Genomic DNA, 25,592 nt, shown 5'->3' on the forward strand with positions numbered 1-25,592 from the left:
CCTCGATGTCCGATACCTCCGCCAGCGATGACCTGAAACAGGCTGCCCTCGACTACCACCGGATGGAGCCGCGCGGAAAGCTGCGGGTCACGGCGACCAAGCCCATGTTGACCCAGCGCGACCTGGCCCTGGCCTATTCGCCGGGCGTGGCGTATGCCTGCGAGGAGATCGCCGCCGATCCCACCAAGGCCAGCGAGTACACCGCGCGCGGCAACCTGGTGGCGGTCATTTCCAACGGCACCGCCGTGCTGGGGCTGGGCGACATCGGCCCGCTGGCCGGGAAACCCGTCATGGAAGGCAAGGGTGTGCTGTTCCAGAAGTTCGCCGGCATCGACGTGTTCGACCTCGAGATCGACGAGCGCGACCCGGACAAGCTGGTCGAGATCATCGCCAGCCTGGAACCCACCTTCGGCGGCATCAACCTGGAGGACATCAAGGCGCCGGAGTGCTTCATCGTCGAGCGCAAGCTGCGCGAGCGGATGAAAATCCCGGTGTTCCACGATGACCAGCATGGCACCGCCATCATCGTCGGTGCGGCGGTGCTGAACGCGCTGGAAGTGGCCGGCAAGAAGATCGATGAGATCAAGCTGGCCACCACCGGCGCCGGCGCGGCGGGCATCGCCTGTCTGGACATGCTGGTGGCGCTGGGCGTGAAGCCGGAGAACATCCTGGCGTTCGACCGCGACGGCGTGATCCACACCGGGCGACCCCATCTCGACCCGGACAAGGCCCGCTACGCGCGCGACACCGACAAGCGCACGCTGGCGGAGATCGTGGACGGCGCGGACGTGTTCCTGGGCCTGTCCGCCGGCGGCATCCTGAAGCCGGAGATGGTGGCGATGATGGCCCCCAACCCGGTCATCCTGGCGCTGGCCAATCCGTATCCCGAGATCCTGCCGGACGCTGCCAAGGCGGTGCGCCCGGACGCCATCATCGCCACCGGCCGCTCCGACTTCCCGAACCAGGTCAACAACGCGGTCTGCTTCCCCTACATCTTCCGCGGCGCGCTGGACGTGGGCGCCACCCAGATCAACGAGGCGATGAAGCTGGCCTGCGTGCGGGCGATCGCCGAGCTGGCGCGCAAGGAAGCCTCCGATCTCGGCGCCGCCTACGGTGGCGAAGTGCCGACCTTCGGCCGCGAGTATCTGATCCCGCGCCCGTTCGATCCGCGCCTGCTGACCATGCTGGCTCCGGCGGTGGCGCAGGCGGCAATGGAATCCGGCGTGGCGCAGCGCCCCTTGGCCGATCTTGCGGCCTACCGCGAGAAGCTGGGCCAGTTCATCCATCGCACCAGCCTGATGATGAAGCCGGTGTACGAGCGTGCGCGCGCCGACCGCAAGCGCGTGGTCTACGCCGAAGGCGAGGAATTCAAGGTGCTGCAGGCGGTGCAGACGGTGATCGACGAGGGGCTGGCGTTCCCGATCCTGATCGGCCGGCCGGAGGTCATCGAGAACCGCATCCGCAAGCTGGGCCTGCGCATGCGTGCCGGCGTGGACTTCGAGCTGACCAACATCAACGACGACCCGCGCTTCGACGATTACTGGCGCCAGTACCACGCGCTCACCGAGCGTCGCGGCGTGACCCCGGATGCCGCCAAGAACCTGCTGCGCTCGCGGCCCACCCTGATCGCGGCGCTGATGGTGGAGCGCGGCGAGGCGGATGCCATGATCACCGGCCTGGTCGGCCGCTACCACAAGAAGCTGGGCTATCTGCGCAGCGTGTTCGACTTCGAGCCGGGCGTCACCGGCACCGCCGCAATGACCGGCGTGATCAACGACAAGGGCGCGTGGTTCTTCGTCGATACCCACGTGCAGCTGGATCCCAGCGCGGAGCAGATCGCCGAGGCGACGCTGCAGGCCAGCTACCGCCTGAAGCTGTTCGGCATCGAGCCCAAGGTGGCGCTGCTGTCGCATTCCAACTACGGCAGCCACACCGACGCCAGCGCGCAGAAGATGGCGCAGGCCTATCAGATCCTGCGCAAGCGTGCGCCGAAGCTGGAGGTGGACGGCGAAATGATGGCGGACACCGCCTGGGACGAAGCGCTGCGCCAGCGCATGTTCCCGAGCACCACGCTGAAGGGGTGCGCCAACCTGCTGGTGATGCCGAACCTGGATGCCGCCAACATCGGCTACAACCTGGTCCGGGTTGCCACCGGCGGCGTGGCCATCGGGCCGATCCTGATGGGTTTGGACCAGCCGGCCCACATCCTGACGCCGGCCTCGTCCTCGCGCCGGGTGGTCAACATGACCGCCATTGCCGCGGTGGACGCCCAGATCCGCGCGGAGCTGCGCGCGCGCAACGGTTGACCGGTCCGCGGCCCGGCCGCCCGGCCGGGCCCGGCATTCCCGTTCCGTTCGAGTGCCCCGGTGCTGCGCGCCGGGGCGCCGCCGCGCCTGTTCGCAGCGCGCCCAGGGTGCTGTCGTCAGGTGAAGATTGCTGGAATCTTTGAATTGCCCGGGTAAAACATGATTCGAGCTACATTGCAGCATCACCCGGCGCCCGTGGCTTGCTAGACTCGGCCTTTCGACGACTGTCTGGCCGATGGAGCGCCCGCGATGAACTGGCTCAACGAGATGTTGCAGAACGATCCCGATCCGCAGGAGTCGCGGGAGTGGGTCGAGTCGCTGAAGGCGGTCATCGACCATGACGGCCCGGGCCGCGCGCACCAGTTGCTGGAGCGCATGGTCGAGCTGACCCGTCGCGCTGGCGCCCACATGCCGTTCGCGCCCACCACCGCCTACGTCAACACCATTCCGGCCCATCTGGAGCCGCAGATGCCGGGCGATGCGCACCTGGAATGGCGCATCCGCTCGATGATCCGCTGGAACGCCATGGCCATGGTGGTGCGGGCCAACCGCAAGCCGGGCTCGCTGGGCGGCCACATCGCCAGCTTTGCCAGTTCCGCCACCCTGTACGACGTGGGCTTCAATCATTTCTGGCGCGCGCCGTCCGAGGCCCATCCGGGCGACCTGCTCTATATCCAGGGCCACAGCGCCCCGGGCATCTACGCCCGCGCCTTCCTGGAAGGCCGGATCAACGAGTCCCAGCTTGATCATTTCCGCATGGAAGTGGACGGCCGCGGCATCTCCAGCTACCCGCATCCGTGGCTGATGCCGGACTTCTGGCAGACCCCCACCGTCAGCATGGGCCTGGGCCCGCTGGCCGCGATCTACCAGGCGCGCAGCTGGAAGTACCTCGAGGCGCGCGGCCTGATGCCCAAGACCGACCGCAAAGTGTGGTGCTTCCTGGGCGACGGCGAGACCGACGAGCCCGAGTCGCTGGGTGCTATTGGTGTTGCCGGCCGCGAGGGCCTGGACAACCTGGTGTTCGTCATCAACTGCAACCTGCAGCGCCTGGACGGCCCGGTGCGCGGCAACGGCAAGATCATCCAGGAGCTGGAAGGCCAGTTCCGCGGCGCCGGCTGGAACGTCATCAAATGCATCTGGGGCAGCTACTGGGATCCGCTGCTGGCCAAGGACACCAACGGCGAACTGCGCCGGATCATGATGGAGACCGTGGACGGCGAGTACCAGAACTGCAAGGCGTTCGGCGGTGCCTACACCCGCGAGCATTTCTTCGGCAAATCGCCGGAGACGCTGGCGATGGTCGCCAACATGAGCGACGAGGACATCTGGCGGCTCAACCGCGGCGGCCACGACCCGCACAAGGTCTATGCCGCCTATCACGCGGCGGTGAACACCCAGGGCATGCCGACCGTGATCCTGGCCAAGACGGTCAAGGGTTACGGCATGGGCGCGGCAGGCGAGGCGCTCAACCCCACCCACCAGACCAAGAAGCTGGACGACGACGCGGTGCGCGCGTTCCGCGACCGCTTCCAGCTGCCGATCAGCGACGATCAGCTGAAGGACGGCGCCATCCCGTTCTTCCGCCCGGACGAGAAATCGCCCGAGATGGACTACATGCGCGAGCGCCGCGCCGCGCTGGGCGGCCACCTGCCGCAGCGCCGCCGCAAGGCCAGCAAGCCGCTGGAGGTACCGCCGCTGGCCACCTTCGAGCGCCTGCTCAAGTCCACCGGCGAGCGCGAGATCAGCACCACCATGGCGTTCGTGCAGATGTTCAACATCATCCTGCGCGACAAGCAGGTGGGCCCGCGCTGCGTCCCGATCGTGGCCGACGAGGCGCGCACCTTCGGCATGGAGGGCCTGTTCCGCCAGCTGGGCATCTATGCGCCGCAGGGCCAGAAGTACAAGCCGGTGGATGCCGATCAGCTGATGTTCTACCGCGAGGACGCGGCCGGGCAGGTGCTGGAGGAAGGCATCACCGAAGCCGGGGCGTTCGCCAGCTGGATGGCGCTGGCCACGGCCTACAGCACCAGCGACCTGCAGATGCTGCCGTTCTACATCTACTACTCGATGTTCGGCTTCCAGCGCATCGGCGACTTCGCCTGGCAGGCCGGCGACATGCGCGCCCGTGGCTTCCTGCTGGGCGGTACCGCCGGCCGCACCACCCTCAACGGCGAGGGCCTGCAGCACGAGGACGGCCACTCGCACGTGCAGAGCGCGTTGATCCCGAACGTGCGCAGCTATGACCCGACCTTCGCCTACGAGGTGGTCACCATCGTCCAGTACGGCATGCAGCGCATGCTGGCCGAGCAGCAGGACGAGTACTTCTACATCACCCTGATGAACGAGAACTACACCCATCCCGAGATGCCGGCCGGCAGCGAGGAGGGGATCATCAAGGGCATGTACCTGCTGCGCGACGCCGGCAAGGCCAAGAAGGGCGAGCTGCGCGTGCAGCTGCTGGGCAGCGGCACCATCCTCAATGAAGTGATCGCCGCGGCCGCCCTGCTGGATGCAGACTTCGGCATCAAGGCCGACATCTGGTCCTGCCCCAGCTTCACCGAGCTGGCCCGCGACGGCATGGACGCGGAGCGCTGGAACCGCTTCCACCCGGAAGCCAAGGCGCCGCGCAAGCCGTGGGTGACCCAGTTGCTGGAAGGCCGCCAGGGCCCGGCGATTGCCGCCACCGACTACGTGCGCACCTTCGCCAACCAGATCCGCGAGTACGTGCCGATGCGCTACACCGTGCTGGGCACCGACGGCTATGGCCGCAGCGACACCCGCGAGAACCTGCGTCGCCACTTCGAGGTGGACCGTTATTACGTGGCCCACGCCGCGGTCGCCGCGCTGGCCGCAGAGGGCAAGCTGACCGCCAAGGACGTGGCCCGCGCGATCAAGCTCTACAAGCTGGACGCGGACAAGCCCAATCCGCTGCTGGCCTGATAGATGGCGGCAACCCCCCGCCGCGATGCGGCGGGCGCTGGGGATACGAAAAAGGCGGCCATTGGTCGCCTTTTTCGTGCGCATCGCCCCGGGTCAGTCCTTGGCCGGGGCGGCAGGCGCACTGCCGAAACCGCCCTCGGCCTGCGCCGCCAGCCAGGTGAACACCGCGTAGGCCGCGGTGTTCTGCGCCAGGTCCTGCGGGTCGATCTTGTCCAGGGTGTCTTCGGCGTCGTGGTGCAGGTCGAAGTAGCGGGTGCCGTCGTGGCCCAGCCAGGCCCAGGCCATGCCGCGCTGGGCCATCGGCCCGATGTCGGATTCCGGGTCGCCCTTGCCCGGCATCCACTCGATCCCGAGTGGCGCCAGCACCTGCTGGATCTGTGCCAGCGCCGCCGGCTGCAGGTCGCGCGCGCTGGCATCGAAGCCGTAGATGCGCCCCGCGCCGAAGTCGCTTTCCGCCGCGATCACGTGCTTCGCCACGGCGCCGGCATGCGTGTCGGCGTAGGCACGGCCGCCCCACAGGCCCTGCTCCTCGTTGGCGAAGGCGACCACGCGGATCGTTCGCGCCGGCTTCAGCGGTTTCAGCAGGGCACCGACGGCCATGGTGATGCCGATGCCGGCGCCGTCGTCGATCGCGCCGGTGCCGTAGTCCCAGGAATCCAGGTGGCCGCCGATCAGCACGATCTCGTCCGGACGCTGGCTGCCGGTGATCTCGCCGATGACGTTCTGCGAGGTGTATTCGCCGTCCCAGCCGCAGTCCAGCGCCAGGCGCACACGGGTGGGGCCCAGCGCTACCAGCCGCGCCAGCTGCGCGGCATCGATGGTGGACAGCGCGGCGGCCGGTATCGGGGTCAGGCCCGGCTCGTAGCGGGTGTTGCCGGTATGGGGTGCGCGCGAGGTGTCGGTGCCGGCCGAGCGCATCAGGAAGGCCACCGCGCCCTTGCGGATCGCCACCGACGGGCCGCGCCCGCGGATGCCGCCGCCGTTGCGGTAATCGCTGCCGTCCCGGCGCGCCTGCATCTGGTAGTCCACGAAGGCGATCTTGCCGGCCAGCGCGCCGTCGGGCAGCGCCTCCAGTGCCGCCAAGTCCGGCAAGCGCACCACCTCGCCCTCCACCGTGCCGTCCACGCTGCCGCCCAGCGCGGCCACGCGCATCGGCTGCGCGTGGGGGCCCAGCACCTGCGCCGACTCGCTGCGGCGCACCCACTTCGGGAAGGTCACCGGTTCGGTCCACACCTTGTCGTAGCCCAACGCCTTCAACTTGGCCTGGGCCCAGGCGACCGCGCGCGCATCGGCCTCGCTGCCCGCCAGCCGCGGCCCCACTTCGGTGGTCAGCGATTCGGTCACCTGCCAAGCCGTGCGGTCCTGCAGCACGGCGTCGCGCAGGGTGGCGGCGCGGGCCAGCGCGGCGGCGGGAATGCGGGTGGGCTGCGCCGCCTGCAGCGGGGCGGCGACCAGCAGGGCGAGGGTGGCGGCAAGGACGGTGGTGCGCATCGGCGGGCTCCGCAAACGGAAAGCCCCGAGTCTAGGCCCGGGGCTGCCGATGGAACCGTGCCGGAAGTGTCACTTCCTCAGCGCATCGCGGATTTCGCGCAGCAGCAGGATGTCTTCCGGGGTGGGCGCCGGCGCGGCCGGGGCGGGCTCCGGCTTGTGGTGCATGCGGTTGATGACTTTGACCAGCAGGAAGATGGCAAATGCCACGATCACGAACTGGACCACCGCGTTGAGGAACTCGCCATAGGCCAGCACTACCGCCGGGGCTTCCTTGCCAGCCGCGTCCACGCTGGCCTCTTTGAGGGTGATGGCCAGCTTGGAGAAATCCACGCCGCCAACCAGCAGGCCGATGGGCGGCATGATCACCTTGTCCACCAGCGCCGATACGATCTTGCCGAACGCGCCGCCGATCACCACGCCCACGGCGAGGTCGATCACGTTGCCACGCATCGCGAATTCCTTGAACTCGGTCATCATGCCCATTGCCAATCCTCCATTGCGGATGTGAAGGCGGAAGCTTACCCGTTGCGCGGGGTGATCCGCCCTTGCAGGCGCAGGACATCGCCGATCCGGGCGTCGAAGGTATCGCCGGGCAGCAGCGCAGCCACGCCAGCCGGTGTGCCCATGAACACCAGGTCGCCCGCGCGCAGCGCGTAGAGCTTCGACAGCGCGTGCAGGATCTCCGGCACGTCCCAGATCAGCTGATCCAGCGTCGAAGCCTGACGGCGCTGGCCATTGACGTCCAACGTGATCGGCAGTGCTGCCAGTGCGCCGATGTCCGTCGCCGGCAGCAGCGCCGAGACCGGCGCGGAGTGGTCGAATCCCTTGCCGGTGTCCCACGGAAGGCCCTTGGCCTTGGCAGCGGCTTGCAGGTCGCGGCGGGTCAGGTCCAGCCCGACGCCGTAGCCGAAGACCAGGGCGCTGGCCTGCTCGACCGGCAGCACGCCGGCAGGGGCATCCTGGCCCAGTGCCACCACCAGTTCCACTTCGTGGTGCAGGTCCTGCGTGCCGGGTGGGTAGGGCACCACGCCATCGGTGACGATGGCATCGACGGGCTTAAGGAAGAACACAGGATCACCGCGCTCGGCCTTGGAGGCCGGCGCAGTGGCGCCCATTTCGCGCGCATGGTCGGCGAAGTTGCGGCCCACGCAGTAGATGCGCCGCACCGGGAACTCGCCCAATGGGCGGGCATCGCGGGCACACACCGGGATGCGCGGCGTCGGTGCGGCGACGACCAGATCCATCAGCGCGCCAGCGGCAGCTGCGCCTTGCCGACCACCTGGTAGTCGCCGTCGAGCGTGCGGCCGCGCCGACGCACGCTGTCGCGCGCGCCGCGCTGCGTCCACAGTCGCCTCAGCATGCCGCCGGTCAGCATGGCCGCGCCCACGAACACGCCCAGTACCACCAGCGCCACCAGCAGGGTGATGCCCAGCAACCCCAGCGCAAGGCGCAGCAGCGGGTGGCGGGGACGGCGCGGCGCGCCGGTGGCGAGCGTGCGCAGGCGCAGGAACAAGGCGTGCTGGAAGAACGACATGGTCGGCAAATCCTGTGACGCGAAGGCGTCATGACACAATGCTAGGGATTGTGGACAGAACCGGCAGGGCAGTTGTGAGCAGTTCGTTAAACCATGCGGGGGTGCTGGCGGCACTCGATGCGCTGGCACCCGACAGCCTGCAGGCCGTGGAAGCCGAGGTCGATGGCGCCGATGAGTCGCTGATCCTGCACCGCGCGGCCGACGGCAGCGTGCGCGCGTGGCTGAACGTCTGCCCGCACGCTGGCCGCCGCCTCGACTTCGCACCGGGCAAGTTCCTGCGCAGCAAGGCCGGCGAGCTGGTCTGTGCCGTCCACGGGGCTGCCTTCACGCTGGCGGACGGCCAGTGCGTGGCCGGTCCCTGCCGCGGTGATCGCCTGCGCGCCGTCCCCGTGCGCTGCGTTGACGGCCAGGTGGTGCTGGAGGCGGCGCCGGCTCAATAGAGCAGGTTGATCATCGCCACGATGATGACGGTATAGAGCAGGGTCAGCGGGCCGCCCGCGCGCCACATGTCGCGCGTGCTGTAGCCGGCCGGGCCGGTGATCATCGACACCGACGGATTGGAGGCGGTGATGAAGTTGTTGGAGGCCGACAGCGCCACCACCAGCGCGAACGCGGTGGGGTTGCCGCCCACCGCCAGCGCCAGGTTGATCGCCAGCGGCACCAGCACGATGGTGGCGCCGACGTGGCTGATCACCATCGAGAAGGCGGTAGTGAACAGGGCCAGCGCCAGTTCGATCAGCCACGGCGGCATGCCTTCCGGCAGCCGGTCGATGCTGTGCCCGGCCACCCAGGCGGCGGCGCCACTGGAATCCATCGCCCAGCCCAGCGGGATCAGGCAGGCCATCAGGAACACCGTCTTCCAGCTGATCGCGGCGTAGGCCTCGTCCATCTTCAGCACGCCGGTCACCAGCATGCCGGCCACGCCGGTCATCAGCGCGATCGAGGTGGGGATGCGGCTGGACAACGCCAGCAACATGGTGACCGCGAAGATGGTCATCGCGATCTTGAACTTGTGCGGACGCTGCTCGCCTTTCGGGTAGTCGGTCACCACCACGAAGTCACGGCTCTTGGCCGCCTCGGCGAGGTCTGTCCAGATGCTGTGCAGTACCAGCATGTCGCCGGCGCGGATCGGGATGTTGCGCACGTCCTCGCGCAGCACCTGCTTGTCGCGGTTGATCGCCAGCAGGCTCAGGCCATACTGCTTGCGCAAGCGCAGTTGGGCCTGGGTCTTGCCGATGAAGGTGGACGTGGGCGGCACCACCGCCTCGGAAATACCGGCGCGGCTGGGGTTGAACAGATCGGCGAAGGCGCGCAGGCGGACCGAATCGCGCAGGAAGTTCTTCTGCGCGAAGTCGGCAATGCGCTGGCGATCGCCCATCACGCCCAGCACGCTGCCCACCCAGATGCGGGTGTCGGCGGGCGGTGCCAGGCGCGATTCGTTGCCGGTTTGCAGGGCGAGCAGCAGCGGCATGTCCACCAGCGCCTCCGCATCGCCCACGGTCATGCCCACCAGCGGGCTGTCGGCAGTCACGGTGAGCTCGTGGATGTCGCCGTCGATGCCGTAGGCCCGGGCGAAATAGCTCTGGGTGCGCGCCGGGGTGACGGCGTCGTCACCGTCCTCGCGCAGCACGCGGTGGCCGAAGAAGTGGAAGTAGGCCAGCGATGCCGCCAGCAGCGCCAGGCCGATCGGCAGCGGCGCGAACATCTTCAGCGGCTGCAGCGAGGCCGCGCCGGACGGCATGTTGGCGTTGGCCGACACCAGCAGGTCGTTCAACAGGATCAGCGGTGAATTGCCGACCATGGTCAGGCTGCCGCCCATGATGATCGCCGCCGATATGGGCAGCAGCAGGCGCGACAGGCTGATGCCGGTACGCGCGGTCAACCGCGAGGCCACCGGCAGGTACAGCGCGGTGGCGGAGGTGTTCTGGATCACTGCGGAGTTCAGGCCCGCGATGGCGGATGCCAGCAGCACCAGGCGCCGCTCGACGCCGTGGGCGCGGCGCAACAGCCAGCTGGCCAGGCGGTTCAGCGCGCCGGTGCGGTCCAGGCCCGCGCCCAGGATCATGGTGGCCATGACGTTGATCACTGCATCCGAGGAGAAGCCGCCGAAGATGTCCTCGGGTGCGACCAGGCCGGTCAATCCCAGCACCACCAGGACCACCAGCGACACCACGTCGGCGCGGATGCGCTCGAACAGGAACATCGCCATCGCGAAGGCCACCAGGCCCAGCACCCAGAGCATGTCGCTGGTGAGGGTGAGGGTGGTTTCCATCAGGCGTCGTGGCAGTCCTTTGGGGGGCGGGTCAGTCGCGGCGGTACAGGAGGTCCCAGACGCCGTGGCCCAGCCGCTGGCCGCGTGACTCGAAATGGGTCTGCGGCCGCCAGTCCGGGCGCGGCACGTGGCCGCGCGGACCGGCGGTGTTGGTCAGTCCGGGGGTGGCATCAAGCACGTCCCACATCTGCTCGGCATAGTCCTGCCAATCGGTGGCAAGGTGCAAGCGTCCCCCCGGTACCAGCTTGCGGACCAGCAAGCCAGCGAAGTCGGGATTCACCAGGCGGCGCTTGTGGTGGCGCTTCTTGTGCCAGGGGTCGGGGAAATAGATCCGCACCTCGTCCAGCGAGGCGTCGGCGATCTCGCACTCCAGCACTTCCACCGCGTCGTGGTGGTAGATGCGGACGTTGGTCGCTCCGTCTTCCGCCAAGGCGTTGAGCAGCCGGCCGACGCCGGGTGCGTGTACCTCGATGCCGATGTGGTCGCGGGCCGGGTCGCGCGCCGCCGAGAAGCGCAGCGCCTCGCCGTTGCCGAAGCCGATCTCGAGGATGCGCGGTGCGTGGCGGCCGAAGACGGCATCGAAATCGCGCGGTGCGCCGGCACGGGCATCCGGTGCGTAGTCCAAGCCGAAGCGCGGCCACAGCAGGTCGAATGCGCGCTGCTGTGCCTCGGTGAAACGGCCCTGGCGCAGAACGAAGCTGCGTATCTTGCGCACACCTTCGGTGGCGGTGAAGGGCTTGGGGGGCGCTTTTGCGCCGGCGCTGGTGAAGGGATCGGTCAAGGCGGCATTCTCGTGGGGGAAACGCATCCGCCACGCGGGCGGGTGGCCGGTGTGGCGGCCGGGGCGCCCATTGTCGCCCGTCGCGGGCGTCGTGACGCAGCGCAGCGTGAGGCCGTTATGATTTCATGAAACGATGCGTCGCCATGCGCTGGCGTATGTCGTGCCTTCCCGGGCGAACGTCGCCGGGACCACCTCCACTCGTCACCACACTATTTCCGAGGTTGCCGATGAAAACCCTGTTCCGCCGTACCCTGCTGTCCGCTGCCCTGGCTGTCGCGGCGCTGCCCGCGGTCGCGCAGAGCACGCCGGATTCGCCGTTCACCCAGACCGTGTTCTTCGGTGACAGCCTCACTGACGCGGGCTTCTTCCGCCCCCTGCTGCCGGTCAGTGTGCGGCCTGTGACCGGGCAGTTCACCACCAATCCGGGCTACGTCTGGTCGCAGTACATGGCGGATTACTACGGTACCGCCGCCAATCCCAACGGCAACGGCCAGACGGGCACCAATTACGCCGCCGGTGGCGCCCGTGTGGGCGTGAACTCCACCGGTGCGCTGGGTCCGATCCCGTCGATGGCCACCCAGACCGCCAATTACCTGGCCGCCAATGGTGGTCGAGCTGACGCGCATGCGCTGTACACCGTGTGGGGCGGCGCCAACGACCTGTTTGCCATCACCAGCGGCGGTGCGGATCCGACCACGACGATCGGCGGCGCAGTTTCCGCGCAGATCGGCATCGTCGGGACCCTGACCCAGGCCGGCGCCCAATACATCCTCGTCCCGACGGTCCCTGACCTGGGCGTGACGCCGGCCTTCCGCGCGCAGGGCGCGCTTGCACAAGCGCAGGGCACCGCACTCACGGTGAGTTACAACAACGCGCTGTTCAGCGGCTTGGCAGCTTCGAACCTGCGGGTGATTCCGCTCGATACCTTCCACTTCCTGCAGGAAGTCGTGGCGAACCCCTCCGCGTACGGTTTGACCAACATCACGGGCACTGCTTGCCAGCCGCAGATCACCGCCAATTCGCTGACCTGCAACCCGACCAGCTACGTGTCTCCGGATGCTCCTTACACCTATCTGTTCGCGGACGGCGTCCACCCGACGTCCGCCGGCCACAGAGCGCTGGCGGACTTCGCCATCTCCGTGATCGACGGCCCCCGCCTCATCGCCCTGCTGCCGCGTTCGGCCACCACCACCGGTCGCGCCCGCGCGCAGATGGTGGACGGCGTCGCGGCCGGCATGGCCATGGCGGAAGGCGACGGTATGCAGTGGTGGGCCGACGTGCGCGGCCAGCAGCAGCGCTTCGTCAACAGCAACGGCTTCGACGGCGTGGGTGGCACCGGTTCGTTCGGCGTGGGCTGGCGCCGCGGCCAGCTGTCCTACGGCGCGTTCGCGGGCTATGGCCGCCAGGACCTCGACTTCGGCTTCCGCCGCGGTGATTTCCGCCAGACCGACACCAGCGTGGGCGGCTTCGTCGGCTGGACCGGCGAGGGCCTCTGGGCTAACGGCCAGGTGAGTTGGACCAAGCTGGGCTTCAAGGTGAACCGCCAGGTCAATCTGGGCCAGGCCACCCGCATCCACAGCGGCTCGCCCGATGGCGACAACCTGTCGGCCGGCGCCAGCGTGGGCTGGACCTTCACCCACGGCCGCCTGCAGCACGGCCCCGTGCTGAGCGTGCTGTCCCAGCGCATCAGCGTGGACGGCTACGCCGAGAACAGCACCGAGTCCACCGCGCTGGCTTATCCGAAGCAGGACATCGACTCGCTGATCGGCAGCCTTGGCTGGCAGGCCAACTACGCGATCAACGACCACGTGAAGCCCTACGTGCGCCTGACCATGGACCGCGAGTTCAAGGACGCCCCGGCGCAGGCCTACGCGCAGTCGCTGTCGATGCCGGGCACGCTGCCCTACGCGGTGCCGGGGCTGGCCTTCGACGACGGCTACGGCACCCTTGGCCTGGGCGTGCGCAGCAAGCTGCTGGGCCTGGACGTGAACGTCGGCGCCAACGTCACGGTGGAGCAGAAGGGCGGCAGTGACGCCAGCTTCTTCCTGACGGTGGGCGGCGCGTTCTGAATGCGTGACCGGATGGGGTGGGGTGTGGCCTGCATTGCATCCAGCCCCGCCTCCGGCATAGACTTGCCGGCCTTGCGGGTGTAGTTCAATGGTAGAACTGCAGCTTCCCAAGCTGCTAACGTGGGTTCGATTCCCATCACCCGCTCCAGCACAGGTTCGATGGAACACCGGGGCGGCATCCAGGCGGATGCCGCCCTTTCCTTTGGGCGACCGCCGGCGGGATGATGGCGCCAGCGGCAGACACGGGCCACGCGTGATGAAACTCGCCATCCTTTCCCGCAACGGCAAGCTCTATTCCACCCGTCGCCTGGTCGAGGCCGCGCGCGAGCGCGGCCACAGCGTGCGCGTCCTGGACCCGCTGCGCTGCTACCTGCGCATCAGCAGCGACGGCTTCGACATGCACTACAAGGGCAGGCCGATCGCCGGCTATGGCGCGGTGGTCCCGCGCATCGGCGCGTCGATCACCCGCTACGGTTGCGCGGTGCTGCGCCAGTTCGCGCTGATGGGCAGCTACACGCCCAACAGCGCGGAGGCGATCGCGCGCGCCCGCGACAAACTGCGCTGCCACCAGGTGCTGGCGGCGGAGGGCATCGGCCTGCCGGCGACGGTGTTCGGCGACAACCCTGACGATACCGGCGACCTGCTGGCGATGCTGGGCCCGCCGCCGCATGTCATCAAGCTCAACGAAGGTACCCAGGGCGCCGGGGTGATGCTGACCGAAAAACCGTCCGCATCGCGGGCGGCGATCGAGACCCTGCGGGGCCTGTACGCCAATTTCCTGGTGCAGGAGTTCATCGCCGAGGCCAAGGGTGCCGACCTGCGCTGCTTCGTGGTGGGCGATCGCGTGGTTGCGGCGATGCGGCGCGAGGCGCCGGCCGGTGACTTCCGCTCCAACCTGCACCGCGGTGGCAGCGCGAAGAAAGTCCGGCCCAGCCGGGCGGAAGTGGAGACCGCGGTGCGGTCGGCGCGGATCCTGGGGTTGGGCGTGGCGGGGGTGGACCTGATCCGCAGCGATCGCGGCCCGCTGGTGCTGGAAGTGAACTCCTCGCCGGGGCTGGAAGGGATCGAGGCGGTGACCGGGATCGACGTCGCCGGGGCGGTGGTCGAACACGTGGCGGCGCGCGCCGCCGCCAACGAACGCGGACGCAACGCGGATTTGACGGATTCTTAATCGCCGGCGGCGCAAGATGGCGCCATGTCCGGTCGCTCATCCCCCCGGCCGGGCATGCAGGGCAGCATGTGACCTTCGGCCCGGGCGGCTCCGCCCGGGCCTTTGTTTGTCCGCAGCCTGCAGTCCGCACACGCAACGGCTGTGCAAGAATCGGGGAACCGCCCCCCGGCGGGCCGGTCTTAGCCGGTAGACGCCCACCTGGAACCCCGCATGCGCATCCTGGTCATCGAGGACAACCCCGACATCGCCGCCAACCTGGGCGATTACCTTGAGGACTGCGGCCACACCGTGGACTTCGCCGCTGACGGCGTGACCGGGCTCCATCTGGCCATCGTGAATGAATACGACGCCATCGTGCTGGATCTGAACCTGCCGGGCATGGACGGGCTGGAGGTCTGCCGCAAGCTGCGCACCGAGGCCCGCAAACAGACGCCGGTGCTGATGCTGACCGCGCGCGACTCGCTGGACAACAAGCTGGCCGGGTTCGATTCCGGCGCGGACGACTACCTCATTAAGCCGTTCGCGCTGCAGGAAGTGAACGTGCGTCTCAACGCGCTGGCGCGGCGCGGCCGCGGCCTGCCGGCGCGCGTGCTCAATGTCGGTGATCTGGAATACAACCTCGACACCCTGGAAGTGCACCGCGAGGGCAAGTCGATCCAGCTCAACCCGACCGCGCTGAAGATCCTGCAGGCGCTGATGGAGGCATCGCCGGCGGTGGTGACCCGGCAGGACCTGGAGAGCCGCGTCTGGGGCGAGGAACTGCCGGACTCGGACTCCCTGCGCGTGCACATCCACGGCCTGCGTGCGGCGGTGGACAAGCCTTTTGCCAAGCCGATGATCCAGACCCGCCACGGCATCGGCTACCGGATCGCCGCCCCCGATGCCGACGGCTGAATCTGTCGCGACGGCCCGCCGCCCGCGCGCGCGGCGCCGGCTGCGCACCCGCATCATCCTGTCGTTCGCGCTGTTCGGCTTCACCCTGACCGCGCTGATCGCGGCCACCACCGTCTACCTGCGCAACCGGGTGGAAAACACGGTGCTGGGCGCGGCGCTGGAAAAGAACAACAACATGTTCGCGGAGGGGTTCTACCGCAACCCCAATGCGGTGGGCATCCCGTTCGAGAAGATCCAGGGGCGCCAGTTCAGCACCCGCAAGCTGGACAAGGTGCCGCCGGAATGGCGCGGTCTTGCCAATGGCGTCCACGACATCGTCATCCGCATGCCCGGCACGGACGAACAGCGCGCCTACAAGCTGGCGGTACGCAAGGACCCAGATTACTGGTTCTTCCTCGCCTACGACATCGCCGAGGAGCGCGAGAGCCAACTCAAACTCAACCATGCGCTGGTCGTCAGCGTCGGCATCTTCACCTTGCTCTCGCTGCTGATCGGATGGTGGTCGGCGTCGCGGGTGATGAGCCCGGTGACCGAACTGGCGCAGCGGCTGCGGCGTTCGGGTGCCAGTTCGACGCCTGAGGCCCTGGCCCCGCATTTCCCCGAAGACGAAGTGGGCGAGTTGGCGAAGGCGCTGGACGACTATGCCGCGCGGCTCACCGATGTCGTGCAGCGCGACCGCGAGTTCAACGCCGATGTCAGCCACGAACTGCGCACCCCGCTCGCGGTGATCCGCGGTGCGGTGGAGCTGCTGCTGGCGCGGCCGGATCTGGACGAGCGCACCCGCACCCGGCTGGCGCGTATCCAGCGCGCCGAGCAGCAGTGCACCGACCTGATCAGCGCACTGCTGCTGCTGTCTCGCAACGAGCGTGCGGTGGGCCAGTGCGACGTCGCCAGGGTGGCCCAGCAGTTGCTGGAAAGCCATCGCGCGCAGCTGGGCGGCAAGCCGGTGGTGCTGCGGCTGGAGGGCGAGACCAAGAGGACACTCGATGTTCCCGAGTCGGTGCTGGCCGTCGCCTTGGGCAACCTGATCGGCAACGCGGTGAAGTACACCCCAAGCGGCGAGGTGGTGGTGCGGGTGCTGCCCGGGGCGGTGGAGGTCATCGATTCCGGCCCCGGCCTCAGCGCCGAAGACGCGGCGAAGCTGTTCACCCGCGGCTACCGCGGTACCCACGCCGGGCACTCGCAGGGCGGTGGCATCGGGCTGTCGATCGTGCGCCGGTTGTGCGCGCTGTATGGCTGGGACGTGCAGGTGCGGCCCGGCGAAGAGCGCGGCGTGGTGGCGACCCTGGCCTTCGGCGGAGGACACGGCGGGGGCGGGGATCCGGCTTCGGCGTCATAATGTGGCGTTCCGTTCCTGCAAGGTCCTCGCATGTCCCCTTCCGCGTCCGCCCCGCTGGCCTACCGGGTCATCCCGTCCGAGCACGCCCGCAGCCCCGAACAGCGCACGGCCATCCTGGCAGGTGATCTCGGCTTCGGCCGCACCTTCACCGACCACATGGTGTCCATCCAGTGGGACAAGGCGCAGGGTTGGCACGACGCGCGGGTGCACGCGTATGGTCCGCTGTCCCTGGATCCGGCCGCCGCGGTGCTGCATTACGGGCAGGAGATCTTCGAGGGTATCAAGGCCTACCGCCACGCCGACGGCTCGATCTGGACGTTCCGCCCCGAGGCCAATGGCGTGCGCCTGCAGCGTTCCGCGGCACGGCTCACGCTGCCGCAGCTGCCGGTGGAAGAGTTCGTGGAATCGCTGCGCCAGTTGATCGCCGTCGACCACGCCTGGGTGCCGTCGGCGCCCGAGAGCAGTCTGTACTTCCGTCCGTTCATGATCGCCACCGAGGCATTCCTGGGCGTGCGCCCCGCGCAGGCGGCGGCTTACCACGTGATCGCCAGCCCGGCCGGCGCCTATTTCGCGAAGGGTGTGGCGCCAGTGTCGATCTGGCTGTCCGAGGATTACGCGCGAGCGGCCAAGGGCGGCACCGGCGCGGCCAAGTGCGGCGGCAACTACGCCGCGTCGCTGCTGCCGCAGCAGGAGGCCTATGCGAACGGTTGCTCGCAGGTGCTGTTCCTCGATCCGGTCGAGGGCAAGTACCTCGAGGAATTGGGCGGCATGAACGTGTTCCTGGTCTACCGCGACGGCCGCCTGGTGACGCCGGCGCTGTCGGGCAGCATCCTGGAGGGCATCACCCGGTCGAGCATCCTGCAGCTGGCCCGCGACCGGGGGATGACGGTGGAGGAGCGCCAGGTGGCCATCGATGAGTGGAAGACCGGCGTGGCCTCCGGCGAGATCACCGAAGTATTCGCCTGCGGCACCGCCGCGGTGGTGACGCCGATCGGCCAGCTCAAGGGCAAGGGGTTTTCGCTGGGCGACATCGACGCGCCTGCGGGCGAAGTGACGATGGCGATCCGCAAGGAGTTGACCGACATCCAGTACGGCCGCGCGCCCGACCGCCACGGCTGGCTGGTCCGTCTGTACTGATCGAAGCGCCGGGGCGGCGTGCGTGCCCCGCCTACAGATGCACCCACCAGCAGCCCAGGCGACGGCGCAGCCCGAACACGCTGCGTGATGGTGTGTAGCCGTCGCTGAGCACCTGCTCCACGCGCAGGCCGAGGATCGGCCCGGCACCGGAACCACCGCCTTCGTCGTCGGCATGCGCCTCGCGCACGTCCACCAGCGGCCGTGCCGCGATCCGCTGCAGCTGGTCCATGACACGATTGGCGTTGCTGCTGCCCATCCCGGCCCAGTCATACAGGCCGGCGATCCGGTTGGCGTCGCCGGAGCGGATTGCATCGTCCAAGGCATAAGTCAGATCCGGCACGCTGCGCGCACAGGCTTGCAAGCGGTTGCCGGTGGTTTGCCCCGGCGGTGGGTCGCGCGCCTCCCGCGCGCCCAGGTCGGCGCATTGGCGGTCGGTGTACAGGCGGGTGCCGTCGGCGGTCTGGCAGTGCCGGACCTGCGCGTCGGCCTGCCGTGACGGCGCTAGCCAGGCCACCAGCAGGAACAGGGACAACAGGACGACGCGATGCATCCGCGCAGGGTACGCGCCGGCTGCGGTGCGAGGAAGGCCGGTGCGCGGCAACCGTTCAGGCCAGCTGCTGCAGCACTGCCTGGGTGGGTCTGGCCAGATTCAGCGTGTAGAAGTGCAGCCCCGGTGCACCCCCGGCCACCAGGCGCCGGCACATCGCCGCCACCACGTCGGTGGCGAACGCGCGGATGGCGTCGGCATCGTCGCCGAAGGACCGCATACGCCGCTCGATCCAGCGCGGGATCTCCGCGCCGCAGGCGTCCGAGAAGCGGCGCAGCTGGCTGAAGTTGCTGATCGGCATGATGCCCGGGACGATCGGGATGTCGATGCCCAGCGCCAGCGCGTCGTCGCGGAACCGGAAGTAGGCGTCGGCGTTGTAGAAATACTGGGTGATGGCGCTGTTCGCGCCGGCTTTGACCTTGGCCTGGAAGTGGCGCAGGTCGATGTGTGCATCCGGGGCCTGCGGATGCGTTTCCGGATAGGCGCCCACCTCGATATGGAAGTGATCGCCGTGTTCGTCGCGGATCAGCTCCACCAGCTCGCTGGCGTAGCGCAGGTCGCCGCTGCGGGCCATGCCCGAGGGCAGGTCGCCGCGCAGGGCGACGATGCGGTTGCAGGCCAGGGCGCGGTAGCGGTGGAGCAGGTCGCGGATTTCATCGCGGCTTCCGCCCACGCAGGTGAGGTGCGGAACGCCGTCGATGCCGTGGTCCTCGCGCAGCCGCTGCACCGTCTCGGGCGTCTGGCTGAGGGTGGAGCCGCCGGCGCCGAAGGTGACGGACATGAACTGCGGCGCATGGGCCTGCAGCCGGCGCACCGTGCGATCGAACTGCGCGCGCTGCTCGTCGGTCTTGGGCGGATAGAACTCGAAGCTGATCGGCAGCATGGTCTGGGCTCGCGGGCGAGGTGGCCCATTGTACATATCGCTTTATTCGGATGAAAGAATATAAGGGGCGCCCGCTTGACCGTCCGCACACACGGCGGCAAGGTGGCCGCGGGGGAGGAACAGGGGATGTCCGGGATCACCAGCGCGCCGGGTGCGCAGGCCGCGCCGCCGCGATTGCAGCAGGAACTTGCCGAGACCCTGCAGCGGTTGCGCCTCGGCGGGCCCTTCTATGTTCTGCTGTGGCTGCTGGCCGGGACCGCCAGCGGGCTGTGGGAGCGTGCGCGTTGGCCCTTCCTGCTGGTGGCGCTGGTCTTCCTGCTGCTCAATCTCCTGCGCTTCCAGGTGCGAGGCCTGCCGGACGGCGCGTCAGAGAGCGCCGTGCGTCGACGTCTGGACTGGATCTGGACGCTGCTGCTGGCCAACTCCGCGTTGTGGTCGGTGGCGGTGGCGTGGCTGCTGCTGACGACGCCCAGCGAAAGCGCGCGCACGGTCGCTGCGATCAGCTCCTATGCTTTCGCCACCGCGTTCGCGCACAACTTCCCGATGCGCCTGCGCGAGGCATTCATCGCCCTGGGCCTGCTCTATCTGCCCACGCTGGGCGCGTTGGTCGCCAACGGCTCGCGCTTGGAACTCATCGCAGTGAGCTGCCTCTACCTGCTGTACGTCAGCCTGGCCCTGCGCCGCAGCCATGGCGAATACCGACAGCGGTTGGACCTGGAGGACGAACTGCGCCGCCAGCGCGACCTGTTCGAGCAGCAGAGTCGGCGCGACGGCCTGACCGGGCTGGCGAATCGCCGGCGGTTTTCCGCCACGCTGGGCGACTGGTGCGCGCGGGCCCGGACCGACGGCGATGCGCTCGTCCTGCTGCTGCTGGACCTGGACCATTTCAAGTCGATCAACGACCGCCACGGCCATGCCGCCGGCGACGCCTGCCTGTGTGTGTTCTCCGCGCGCCTGCAGGCGGCGTTCCCGGATACCGGGCGCGAGCTGGTGGCGCGGTTGGGGGGCGAGGAGTTCGGGGTGCTCGTGCGCGGCGGCCTGGACGAAACGGCGCGCCGGGCCGACGAGTTCCGCGCCGCGCTCGCCGCCCAGCCGCTGGCATTGCCCGACAACGCGTTGCACTGCAGCGTCAGCATTGGCGTGGCCGCCTTCGATCCACGCCGCGACGGCGAAGGCGAGGCGCTCTACCACGCGGCCGACACCGCGCTGTACCGCGCCAAGGCCGCCGGGCGCGATGCCGTGGCGGTGGCCGACCCGGGCTGAGTACGCCGCAACGAAAACGGGCGCCTTGCGGCGCCCGTCGTCGTCTTCGCCGGTGGCGGCGATCAGTACCGGTAGTGCTCCGGCTTGAACGGGCCATCCACCGCCACGCCGAGATACTCGGCCTGGGCCGGGGTCAGGGTGGTCAGCTTCACGCCGATCTTCTCCAGGTGCAGGCGCGCCACTTCCTCGTCCAGCTTCTTCGGCAGGATGTAGACCTGCGGCGCGTACGTGTCCTTGTTCGCCCACAGGTCGATCTGCGCCAGCGTCTGGTTGGAGAAGCTGTTGCTCATCACGAAACTGGGGTGGCCGGTGGCGCAGCCCAGGTTGACCAGACGGCCTTCGGCCAGCAGGAAGATGCTGTGGCCGTTGGCAAAGGTGTACTTGTCCACCTGCGGCTTGATGTTGGTCTTCACCGCGCCACTGGCGTTCAGTGCGTCCACCTGGATCTCGTTGTCGAAGTGGCCGATATTGCAGACGATGGCCTGGTCCTTCATCGCCTGCATGTGCTCCAGGCGGATGATGTCCTTGTTGCCGGTGGTGGTGACATAGATGTTGGCGGTGCCGAGGGTGTCCTCGACCGTCTTCACCTCGAAGCCCTCCATCGCCGCCTGCAGGGCGCAGATCGGGTCGATCTCGGTGACGACCACGCGGCAGCCGTAGGCGCGCAGGCTGTGCGCGCTGCCCTTGCCGACGTCGCCGTAGCCGCACACCACCGCCACCTTGCCGGCCAGCATCACGTCCATTGCGCGCTTCAGGCCGTCGGCCAGTGACTCGCGGCAGCCGTACAGGTTGTCGAACTTGGACTTGGTGACCGAATCGTTGACGTTGATCGCCGGCACCAGCAGCTTGCCGGCCTCTGCCAGCTGGTAGAGACGATGCACGCCGGTGGTGGTCTCCTCGGAGACGCCCTTCCAGTCGGCGACCACGCGGGTCCAGTAGCCCGGGCGCTCCACCGCGACGCGCTTGAGCAGGTTCTTGATCACCTGCTCCTCGTGGCTGCCCGAGGCGGAGTTCACCCAGCTATCGTCGCCCTGCTCCAGCTCGTAGCCCTTGTGGATCAGCAGGGTCACGTCGCCGCCGTCGTCCACCACCAGCTGCGGGCCGCCCAGGGTGCCGTCGGGCAGGGTGAAGGTCAGCGCGGCCAGGGTGCAGTCCCAGTAGTCCTCCAAGGTCTCGCCCTTCCACGCGAACACCGGGGTGCCGGAGGCGGCGATCGCGGCGGCGGCGTGGTCCTGGGTGCTGAAGATGTTGCAGGAGGCCCAGCGCACGTCGGCGCCGAGATCCTTCAGGGTCTCGATCAGTACCGCGGTCTGGATGGTCATGTGCAGCGAGCCGGTCACGCGCACGCCCTTGAGCGGCTGCTGCGGCGCGTACTTGGCGCGGATCGCCATCAGGCCGGGCATCTCGTGCTCGGCGATCTCGATTTCCTTGCGGCCCCAGTCAGCCAGGGAGATGTCGGCCACCTTGTAGTCGGCGGCGGCGTGGAGGGGCTGGACCTGTGCGTTCATGGCAATGCTCCGTGAGTGCGGTGGAATGCGGTCACGGGCGCCGTTGTTCGATGCCGAGCCTGGTCGTGATGGACACGATCGCAGCGCCCCTCGGCCCCACTATTGTAAACCGGCGGCGGGGCGGATGGCGCGCCGCCGGTCAGCCGTCCAGTGCTTCCCAGCGGGCGTAGGCGGCGTCCAGCTCGGCCTGCAGCCGGGCCAGCGCGGCATTGGCCTGCTGCTGGGCCGCGCCGTCCTGGCGGTAGAACGCCGGGTCCTGCATCGCGGCGGTGCGCGCGGCGATCTCGGTTTCCAGCTGCTCGATCCGGCCCGGCAACTGCTCCAGCTCGCGCTGGTCCTTGTAGCTCAGCTTCTTGCGTGCGGGGGCCTCCGCCGGCGCGGGCGGTGGAGCCGAGGGTGTGGCGGACGGCTTGGGCGCAGCCGCGGCGGGTGGCGCCGCCGGGGCTGGCGCGGGGCGTTGGCGCAGCCAGTCGCTGTAGCCGCCGACGTAGTCGCCCAGCCGGCCGTCGCCTTCCAGTACCAGGGTGCTGGTCACCACGTTGTCGAGGAAGTCGCGGTCGTGGCTGACCAGCAGCAGCGTGCCGGGATAGTCCAGCAGCAGTTCCTCCAGCAGTTCGAGGGTTTCCACGTCGAGGTCGTTGGTGGGTTCGTCCATCACCAGCAGGTTGGACGGCTGCGCGAACAGCCGCGCCAGCAGCAGGCGGTTGCGCTCGCCGCCGGACAGGCGGGTGATCGGCGCGCGCGCGCGCTCCGGCGAGAACAGGAACTCCTGCAGGTAGCCCACCACGTGCTTGCGGCTGCCGTTGATTTCGACGAAGTCGCGCCCGCCGGCCACGTTCTCCAGCGCGTTGCGGGTATCGTCCAGCTGGCTGCGGTGCTGGTCGAAGTAGGCGATCTGCAGGTGGGTGCCCAGCTCCACCTTGCCGGCATCGGGCTGAAGCTCGCCCAGCAGGATCTTCAGCAGGGTCGACTTGCCTGAGCCATTCGGGCCGATGATGCCGACCTTGTCGCCGCGCAGGAGCGTGGCCGAGGCGTCGCGCAGGAGGACCTGCCCGCCGAACGCCTGCGACACGTCGGTCATCTCGATCACCTTCTTGCCGGAAGCCTGCGCGCTGGCCGCCTCCATCTTCACCTTGCCGGTCAGTTCACGGCGCGCAGCGCGCTCGCGGCGCATCGCCTTCAGCGCGGTCACCCGCCCTTCGTTGCGGGTGCGGCGGGCCTTGATGCCCTGCCGGATCCACACTTCCTCCTGCGCCAGCAATTTGTCGAAGCGGGCGTTTTCCTGCGCTTCGGCGTGCAGGCGCTCCTCGCGGCGACGCAGGTAGTTGTCGTAATCGCCGGGCCAGCTGGTGACGCGGCCGCGGTCGATCTCGATGATGCGGGTGGCCAGCGCGCGCAGGAAGCCGCGGTCGTGGGTCACGAAGACCAGGCTGCCGGGGAAGGTCTTCAGGAAACCCTCCAGCCAGTCGATCGCGGCGATGTCCAGGTGGTTGGTGGGTTCGTCCAGCAGCAGGATGTCGGGTGCGCGCACGAGCGCCTGCGCCAGCAGCACGCGCCGCTTCATGCCGCCGGACAGGGCCGCGAATTCGGCGTCCTCGGGCAGCTCCAGTCGCTCCAGCACCTGCTGCACGCGGCGGTCCAGGTCCCAGCCGTCGCCGGCCTCGATCAGCGCCTGCGCCTCCGCCATCGCGGCCATGTCGCCGGCATGCACGGCGTGGTGGTAGCGCGCCAGCAGCGCGCCGAGGTCGCCCAGGCCTGCGGCCACCACGTCGAACACGCTGCCCTGCGTGTCCTGCGGGACTTCCTGCGCCATCCGCGCGACCACGATGCCGTTCTGCACGCGCACCTCGCCGTCATCGGGCTTGAGCTCGCCGGCCATCAGCCGCATCAGGGTGGACTTGCCGGCGCCGTTGCGGCCGACGATGCAGACGCGTTCGCCGGGTTCGATGGTGAGGTCGACGTGTTCGAGCAGCAGCGGGCCGCCGACGCCGAAGTCGACGCGCTGGAACTGGAGGAGGGGCATGCGCGCATTTTACGCGGCCCCCCACGCGAACGGGCCGCATCGCTGCGGCCCGTCCGGGTGTCGCCTGCCGCGGTGGCGGCTTACTTCAGCTTGGCGGCCTTGCGCAGGGCCTCGGCCTTGTCGGTCTTCTCCCACGAGAACGCGGTCGCCTTCTGCTTCTTGCCCTCGCCGTCGGTGTAGCTGATCTCCTTCGGCTTGCGGCCGAAGTGGCCGTAGGCGGCGGTCGGCAGGTAGATCGGGTGCTCCAGGTCCAGCATGCGGGTGATCGCGTACGGGCGCAGGTCGAAATGGGCGTGGATCAGCTTCTCGATCACGGCGTCATCGACCTTGCCGGTGCCGAACGTGGTGACCGAGATCGAGGTCGGCTCGGCCACGCCGATGGCGTAGCTCACCTGCACCTCGCACTTGTCGGCCAGGCCGGCGGCGACGATGTTCTTGGCCACGTAGCGCGCGGCGTAGGCGGCCGAGCGGTCCACCTTCGACGGGTCCTTGCCGGAGAACGCACCGCCGCCGTGGCGGGCCATGCCGCCGTAGGTGTCGACGATGATCTTGCGCCCGGTCAGGCCGCAGTCGCCCACCGGGCCGCCGATCACGAATTTGCCGGTCGGGTTAATGAACACCTTGTTCTTCGGCAGCGCGTCCAGCCACTTCTTCGGCAGCACCGGGGCGAGGATGTGCGTGCGCACGGCCTCGATCAGGTCCTTCTGCTTGATGTCGGGATCGTGCTGGGTGGACAGCACCACCGCGTCCAGGCCGACGATGTCGTGGCCGTCGTAGCGCAGGGTCACCTGGCTCTTGGCGTCCGGGCGCAGCCACTTCAGCTTGCCGTTCTTGCGCACCTTGGCCTGCTGCTCGACCAGGCGGTGGGCGTAGTAGATCGGGGCCGGCATGAACTCGGGCGCTTCGTTGCAGGCGTAGCCGAACATCAGGCCCTGGTCGCCCGCGCCCTGGTCCTCGGGCTTCTTGCGGTCCACGCCCTGGTTGATGTCGGGCGACTGCTTGCCGAGCATGTTGATGATGGCGCAGGTGTGGCCGTCGAAGCCGACGCCCGAATTGTCGTAGCCGATGCCGTTGATCACGCGGCGCGCCAGCTCCTCGATGTCCACCCACGCGCTGGTGGTGACCTCGCCCGCCACGATCGCCGCGCCGGTCTTCACCAGCGTCTCGCAGGCCACGCGGGCGTGCTTGTCCTGGGCCAGGATCGCGTCCAGCACCGCATCGGAGAGCTGGTCGGCGAGCTTGTCCGGGTGGCCCTCGGAGACCGATTCGGAGGTGAAGAGGTAGTTGGACATCGGCGGGCTCCTGGTGAATTGATTCATCCTTGCATTCGGATGAAAAGATGGGCGCGCATGATACAGCGATGCGGCCGGGGATGCATCCTGCGCCCGTTCCGGCCACCGGCGTGTTGGGAGAACGTTAAGCGGCCGTGCGTCA

At 68.7% G+C, this 25,592-nt stretch carries 20 protein-coding genes, 1 tRNA gene and 1 riboswitch; of the genes, 10 read left to right on the top strand and 11 right to left on the bottom strand.

Going from position 1 to position 25,592, the window contains the following annotated elements; translation table 11 throughout:
• Nucleotides 1-5 precede the first annotated feature (5 nt).
• Both ACK4SG_RS10225 and aceE read left to right on the top strand, forming a co-directional pair.
• Nucleotides 6-2,306, top strand: coding sequence for an NADP-dependent malic enzyme (locus ACK4SG_RS10225; RefSeq protein WP_409601647.1), 2,301 nt, complete (start codon nt 6-8; stop codon nt 2,304-2,306).
• Between the two features lie 249 nt (nt 2,307-2,555).
• Nucleotides 2,556-5,246 (top strand): pyruvate dehydrogenase (acetyl-transferring), homodimeric type, encoded by a 2,691-nt coding sequence (aceE, locus tag ACK4SG_RS10230; RefSeq protein WP_409601648.1) that lies wholly within the window; start codon nt 2,556-2,558, stop codon nt 5,244-5,246.
• A 93-nt stretch (nt 5,247-5,339) separates the two neighbouring features.
• Here the strand turns inward: aceE and ACK4SG_RS10235 are convergent, their stop codons facing one another.
• The 4 genes from ACK4SG_RS10235 to ACK4SG_RS10250 form a co-directional block, all read right to left on the bottom strand.
• A complete protein-coding gene (locus tag ACK4SG_RS10235; RefSeq protein WP_409601649.1) occupies nt 5,340-6,737 on the bottom strand; it encodes a M28 family peptidase in 1,398 nt (465 codons plus the stop codon).
• Nucleotides 6,738-6,806: 69 nt separating this feature from the next.
• Nucleotides 6,807-7,220, bottom strand: coding sequence for a large-conductance mechanosensitive channel protein MscL (gene mscL, locus ACK4SG_RS10240; protein ID WP_409601650.1), 414 nt, complete (start codon nt 7,218-7,220; stop codon nt 6,807-6,809).
• A 35-nt stretch (nt 7,221-7,255) separates the two neighbouring features.
• Nucleotides 7,256-7,981 carry a fumarylacetoacetate hydrolase family protein gene (locus tag ACK4SG_RS10245; RefSeq protein ID WP_409601651.1) on the bottom strand — a complete coding sequence of 242 codons (726 nt, stop codon included), beginning with the start codon at nt 7,979-7,981 and terminating at the stop codon, nt 7,256-7,258.
• On the bottom strand, nt 7,981-8,271 hold the full coding sequence (locus ACK4SG_RS10250; protein ID WP_409601652.1) for a hypothetical protein: 291 nt from the start codon (nt 8,269-8,271) through the stop codon (nt 7,981-7,983). Before ACK4SG_RS10250 ends, ACK4SG_RS10245 begins: the two co-directional genes overlap by 1 nt.
• 38 nt (nt 8,272-8,309) lie before the next feature.
• On the opposite strand from ACK4SG_RS10250, the gene ACK4SG_RS10255 reads away from it, so the two are divergent.
• Nucleotides 8,310-8,711 (top strand): Rieske (2Fe-2S) protein, encoded by a 402-nt coding sequence (locus tag ACK4SG_RS10255; RefSeq protein ID WP_409601653.1) that lies wholly within the window; start codon nt 8,310-8,312, stop codon nt 8,709-8,711.
• Here ACK4SG_RS10255 and ACK4SG_RS10260 read toward each other — a convergent pair.
• Nucleotides 8,705-10,543 carry an SLC13 family permease gene (locus ACK4SG_RS10260; RefSeq protein WP_409601654.1) on the bottom strand — a complete coding sequence of 613 codons (1,839 nt, stop codon included), beginning with the start codon at nt 10,541-10,543 and terminating at the stop codon, nt 8,705-8,707. The two genes, ACK4SG_RS10255 and ACK4SG_RS10260, sit on opposite strands and share 7 nt — an antisense overlap.
• A gap of 31 nt (nt 10,544-10,574) precedes the next feature.
• Complete coding sequence (gene trmB, locus ACK4SG_RS10265) at nt 10,575-11,324, bottom strand: tRNA (guanosine(46)-N7)-methyltransferase TrmB (protein WP_409601655.1); 750 nt, start codon at nt 11,322-11,324, stop codon at nt 10,575-10,577.
• Nucleotides 11,325-11,551: 227 nt separating this feature from the next.
• On the opposite strand from trmB, the gene ACK4SG_RS10270 reads away from it, so the two are divergent.
• The 6 genes from ACK4SG_RS10270 (at nt 11,552) to ACK4SG_RS10295 (ending at nt 17,934) form a co-directional block, all read left to right on the top strand.
• Nucleotides 11,552-13,393 (top strand): autotransporter domain-containing protein, encoded by a 1,842-nt coding sequence (locus ACK4SG_RS10270; RefSeq protein ID WP_409601656.1) that lies wholly within the window; start codon nt 11,552-11,554, stop codon nt 13,391-13,393.
• Nucleotides 13,394-13,467: 74 nt separating this feature from the next.
• Nucleotides 13,468-13,541: transfer RNA gene (locus ACK4SG_RS10275), tRNA-Gly, on the top strand.
• 108 nt (nt 13,542-13,649) lie between these two features.
• Nucleotides 13,650-14,564 carry a 30S ribosomal protein S6--L-glutamate ligase gene (rimK, locus tag ACK4SG_RS10280; protein WP_409601657.1) on the top strand — a complete coding sequence of 305 codons (915 nt, stop codon included), beginning with the start codon at nt 13,650-13,652 and terminating at the stop codon, nt 14,562-14,564.
• A gap of 210 nt (nt 14,565-14,774) precedes the next feature.
• Nucleotides 14,775-15,458, top strand: coding sequence for a response regulator transcription factor (locus ACK4SG_RS10285; protein WP_409601658.1), 684 nt, complete (start codon nt 14,775-14,777; stop codon nt 15,456-15,458).
• On the top strand, nt 15,445-16,797 hold the full coding sequence (locus ACK4SG_RS10290) for a sensor histidine kinase (RefSeq protein WP_409601659.1): 1,353 nt from the start codon (nt 15,445-15,447) through the stop codon (nt 16,795-16,797). Before ACK4SG_RS10285 ends, ACK4SG_RS10290 begins: the two co-directional genes overlap by 14 nt.
• A gap of 30 nt (nt 16,798-16,827) precedes the next feature.
• On the top strand, nt 16,828-17,934 hold the full coding sequence (locus ACK4SG_RS10295; protein WP_409601660.1) for a branched-chain amino acid aminotransferase: 1,107 nt from the start codon (nt 16,828-16,830) through the stop codon (nt 17,932-17,934).
• A 31-nt stretch (nt 17,935-17,965) separates the two neighbouring features.
• On the opposite strand, the gene ACK4SG_RS10300 is transcribed toward ACK4SG_RS10295, so the two are convergent.
• Nucleotides 17,966-18,484 (bottom strand): hypothetical protein, encoded by a 519-nt coding sequence (locus ACK4SG_RS10300; RefSeq protein ID WP_409601661.1) that lies wholly within the window; start codon nt 18,482-18,484, stop codon nt 17,966-17,968.
• A gap of 55 nt (nt 18,485-18,539) precedes the next feature.
• Complete coding sequence (metF, locus tag ACK4SG_RS10305) at nt 18,540-19,364, bottom strand: methylenetetrahydrofolate reductase [NAD(P)H] (protein ID WP_409601662.1); 825 nt, start codon at nt 19,362-19,364, stop codon at nt 18,540-18,542.
• 75 nt (nt 19,365-19,439) lie between these two features.
• On the opposite strand from metF, the gene ACK4SG_RS10310 reads away from it, so the two are divergent.
• Nucleotides 19,440-20,627 (top strand): GGDEF domain-containing protein, encoded by a 1,188-nt coding sequence (locus ACK4SG_RS10310; protein ID WP_409601663.1) that lies wholly within the window; start codon nt 19,440-19,442, stop codon nt 20,625-20,627.
• A 62-nt stretch (nt 20,628-20,689) separates the two neighbouring features.
• On the opposite strand, the gene ahcY is transcribed toward ACK4SG_RS10310, so the two are convergent.
• The 3 genes from ahcY to metK form a co-directional block, all read right to left on the bottom strand.
• Nucleotides 20,690-22,135: an adenosylhomocysteinase gene (gene ahcY, locus ACK4SG_RS10315; protein WP_409601664.1), complete on the bottom strand. Its 1,446-nt coding sequence runs from the start codon at nt 22,133-22,135 to the stop codon at nt 20,690-20,692.
• A gap of 28 nt (nt 22,136-22,163) precedes the next feature.
• Nucleotides 22,164-22,233: riboswitch (S-adenosyl-L-homocysteine riboswitch) on the bottom strand.
• Between the two features lie 41 nt (nt 22,234-22,274).
• Complete coding sequence (locus tag ACK4SG_RS10320; protein WP_409601665.1) at nt 22,275-24,158, bottom strand: ATP-binding cassette domain-containing protein; 1,884 nt, start codon at nt 24,156-24,158, stop codon at nt 22,275-22,277.
• An 80-nt stretch (nt 24,159-24,238) separates the two neighbouring features.
• The gene (gene metK, locus ACK4SG_RS10325) at nt 24,239-25,450 is read right to left on the bottom strand and encodes a methionine adenosyltransferase (RefSeq protein WP_409601666.1); all 1,212 of its coding nucleotides are present in this window, start codon (nt 25,448-25,450) and stop codon (nt 24,239-24,241) included.
• Between the last annotated feature and the right edge of the window lie 142 nt (nt 25,451-25,592).

This window comes from Thermomonas sp., assembly GCF_046293095.1.
Lineage (GTDB): Bacteria > Pseudomonadota > Gammaproteobacteria > Xanthomonadales > Xanthomonadaceae > Thermomonas.

Coding starts and splice junctions, on each gene's coding strand:
- rimK (WP_409601657.1), top strand. CDS start 13,650: ATGAAACTCGCCATCCTTTCCCGCAACGGCAAGCTCTATTCCACCCGT.
- ACK4SG_RS10250 (WP_409601652.1), bottom strand. CDS start 8,271: ATGTCGTTCTTCCAGCACGCCTTGTTCCTGCGCCTGCGCACGCTCGCC.
- ahcY (WP_409601664.1), bottom strand. CDS start 22,135: ATGAACGCACAGGTCCAGCCCCTCCACGCCGCCGCCGACTACAAGGTG.
- ACK4SG_RS10320 (WP_409601665.1), bottom strand. CDS start 24,158: ATGCCCCTCCTCCAGTTCCAGCGCGTCGACTTCGGCGTCGGCGGCCCG.
- ACK4SG_RS10245 (WP_409601651.1), bottom strand. CDS start 7,981: ATGGATCTGGTCGTCGCCGCACCGACGCCGCGCATCCCGGTGTGTGCC.
- ACK4SG_RS10225 (WP_409601647.1), top strand. CDS start 6: ATGTCCGATACCTCCGCCAGCGATGACCTGAAACAGGCTGCCCTCGAC.
- ACK4SG_RS10260 (WP_409601654.1), bottom strand. CDS start 10,543: ATGGAAACCACCCTCACCCTCACCAGCGACATGCTCTGGGTGCTGGGC.
- ACK4SG_RS10295 (WP_409601660.1), top strand. CDS start 16,828: ATGTCCCCTTCCGCGTCCGCCCCGCTGGCCTACCGGGTCATCCCGTCC.
- ACK4SG_RS10290 (WP_409601659.1), top strand. CDS start 15,445: ATGCCGACGGCTGAATCTGTCGCGACGGCCCGCCGCCCGCGCGCGCGG.
- metF (WP_409601662.1), bottom strand. CDS start 19,364: ATGCTGCCGATCAGCTTCGAGTTCTATCCGCCCAAGACCGACGAGCAG.
- mscL (WP_409601650.1), bottom strand. CDS start 7,220: ATGGGCATGATGACCGAGTTCAAGGAATTCGCGATGCGTGGCAACGTG.
- ACK4SG_RS10235 (WP_409601649.1), bottom strand. CDS start 6,737: ATGCGCACCACCGTCCTTGCCGCCACCCTCGCCCTGCTGGTCGCCGCC.
- ACK4SG_RS10285 (WP_409601658.1), top strand. CDS start 14,775: ATGCGCATCCTGGTCATCGAGGACAACCCCGACATCGCCGCCAACCTG.
- metK (WP_409601666.1), bottom strand. CDS start 25,450: ATGTCCAACTACCTCTTCACCTCCGAATCGGTCTCCGAGGGCCACCCG.
- ACK4SG_RS10255 (WP_409601653.1), top strand. CDS start 8,310: ATGCTAGGGATTGTGGACAGAACCGGCAGGGCAGTTGTGAGCAGTTCG.
- aceE (WP_409601648.1), top strand. CDS start 2,556: ATGAACTGGCTCAACGAGATGTTGCAGAACGATCCCGATCCGCAGGAG.
- ACK4SG_RS10270 (WP_409601656.1), top strand. CDS start 11,552: ATGAAAACCCTGTTCCGCCGTACCCTGCTGTCCGCTGCCCTGGCTGTC.
- ACK4SG_RS10300 (WP_409601661.1), bottom strand. CDS start 18,484: ATGCATCGCGTCGTCCTGTTGTCCCTGTTCCTGCTGGTGGCCTGGCTA.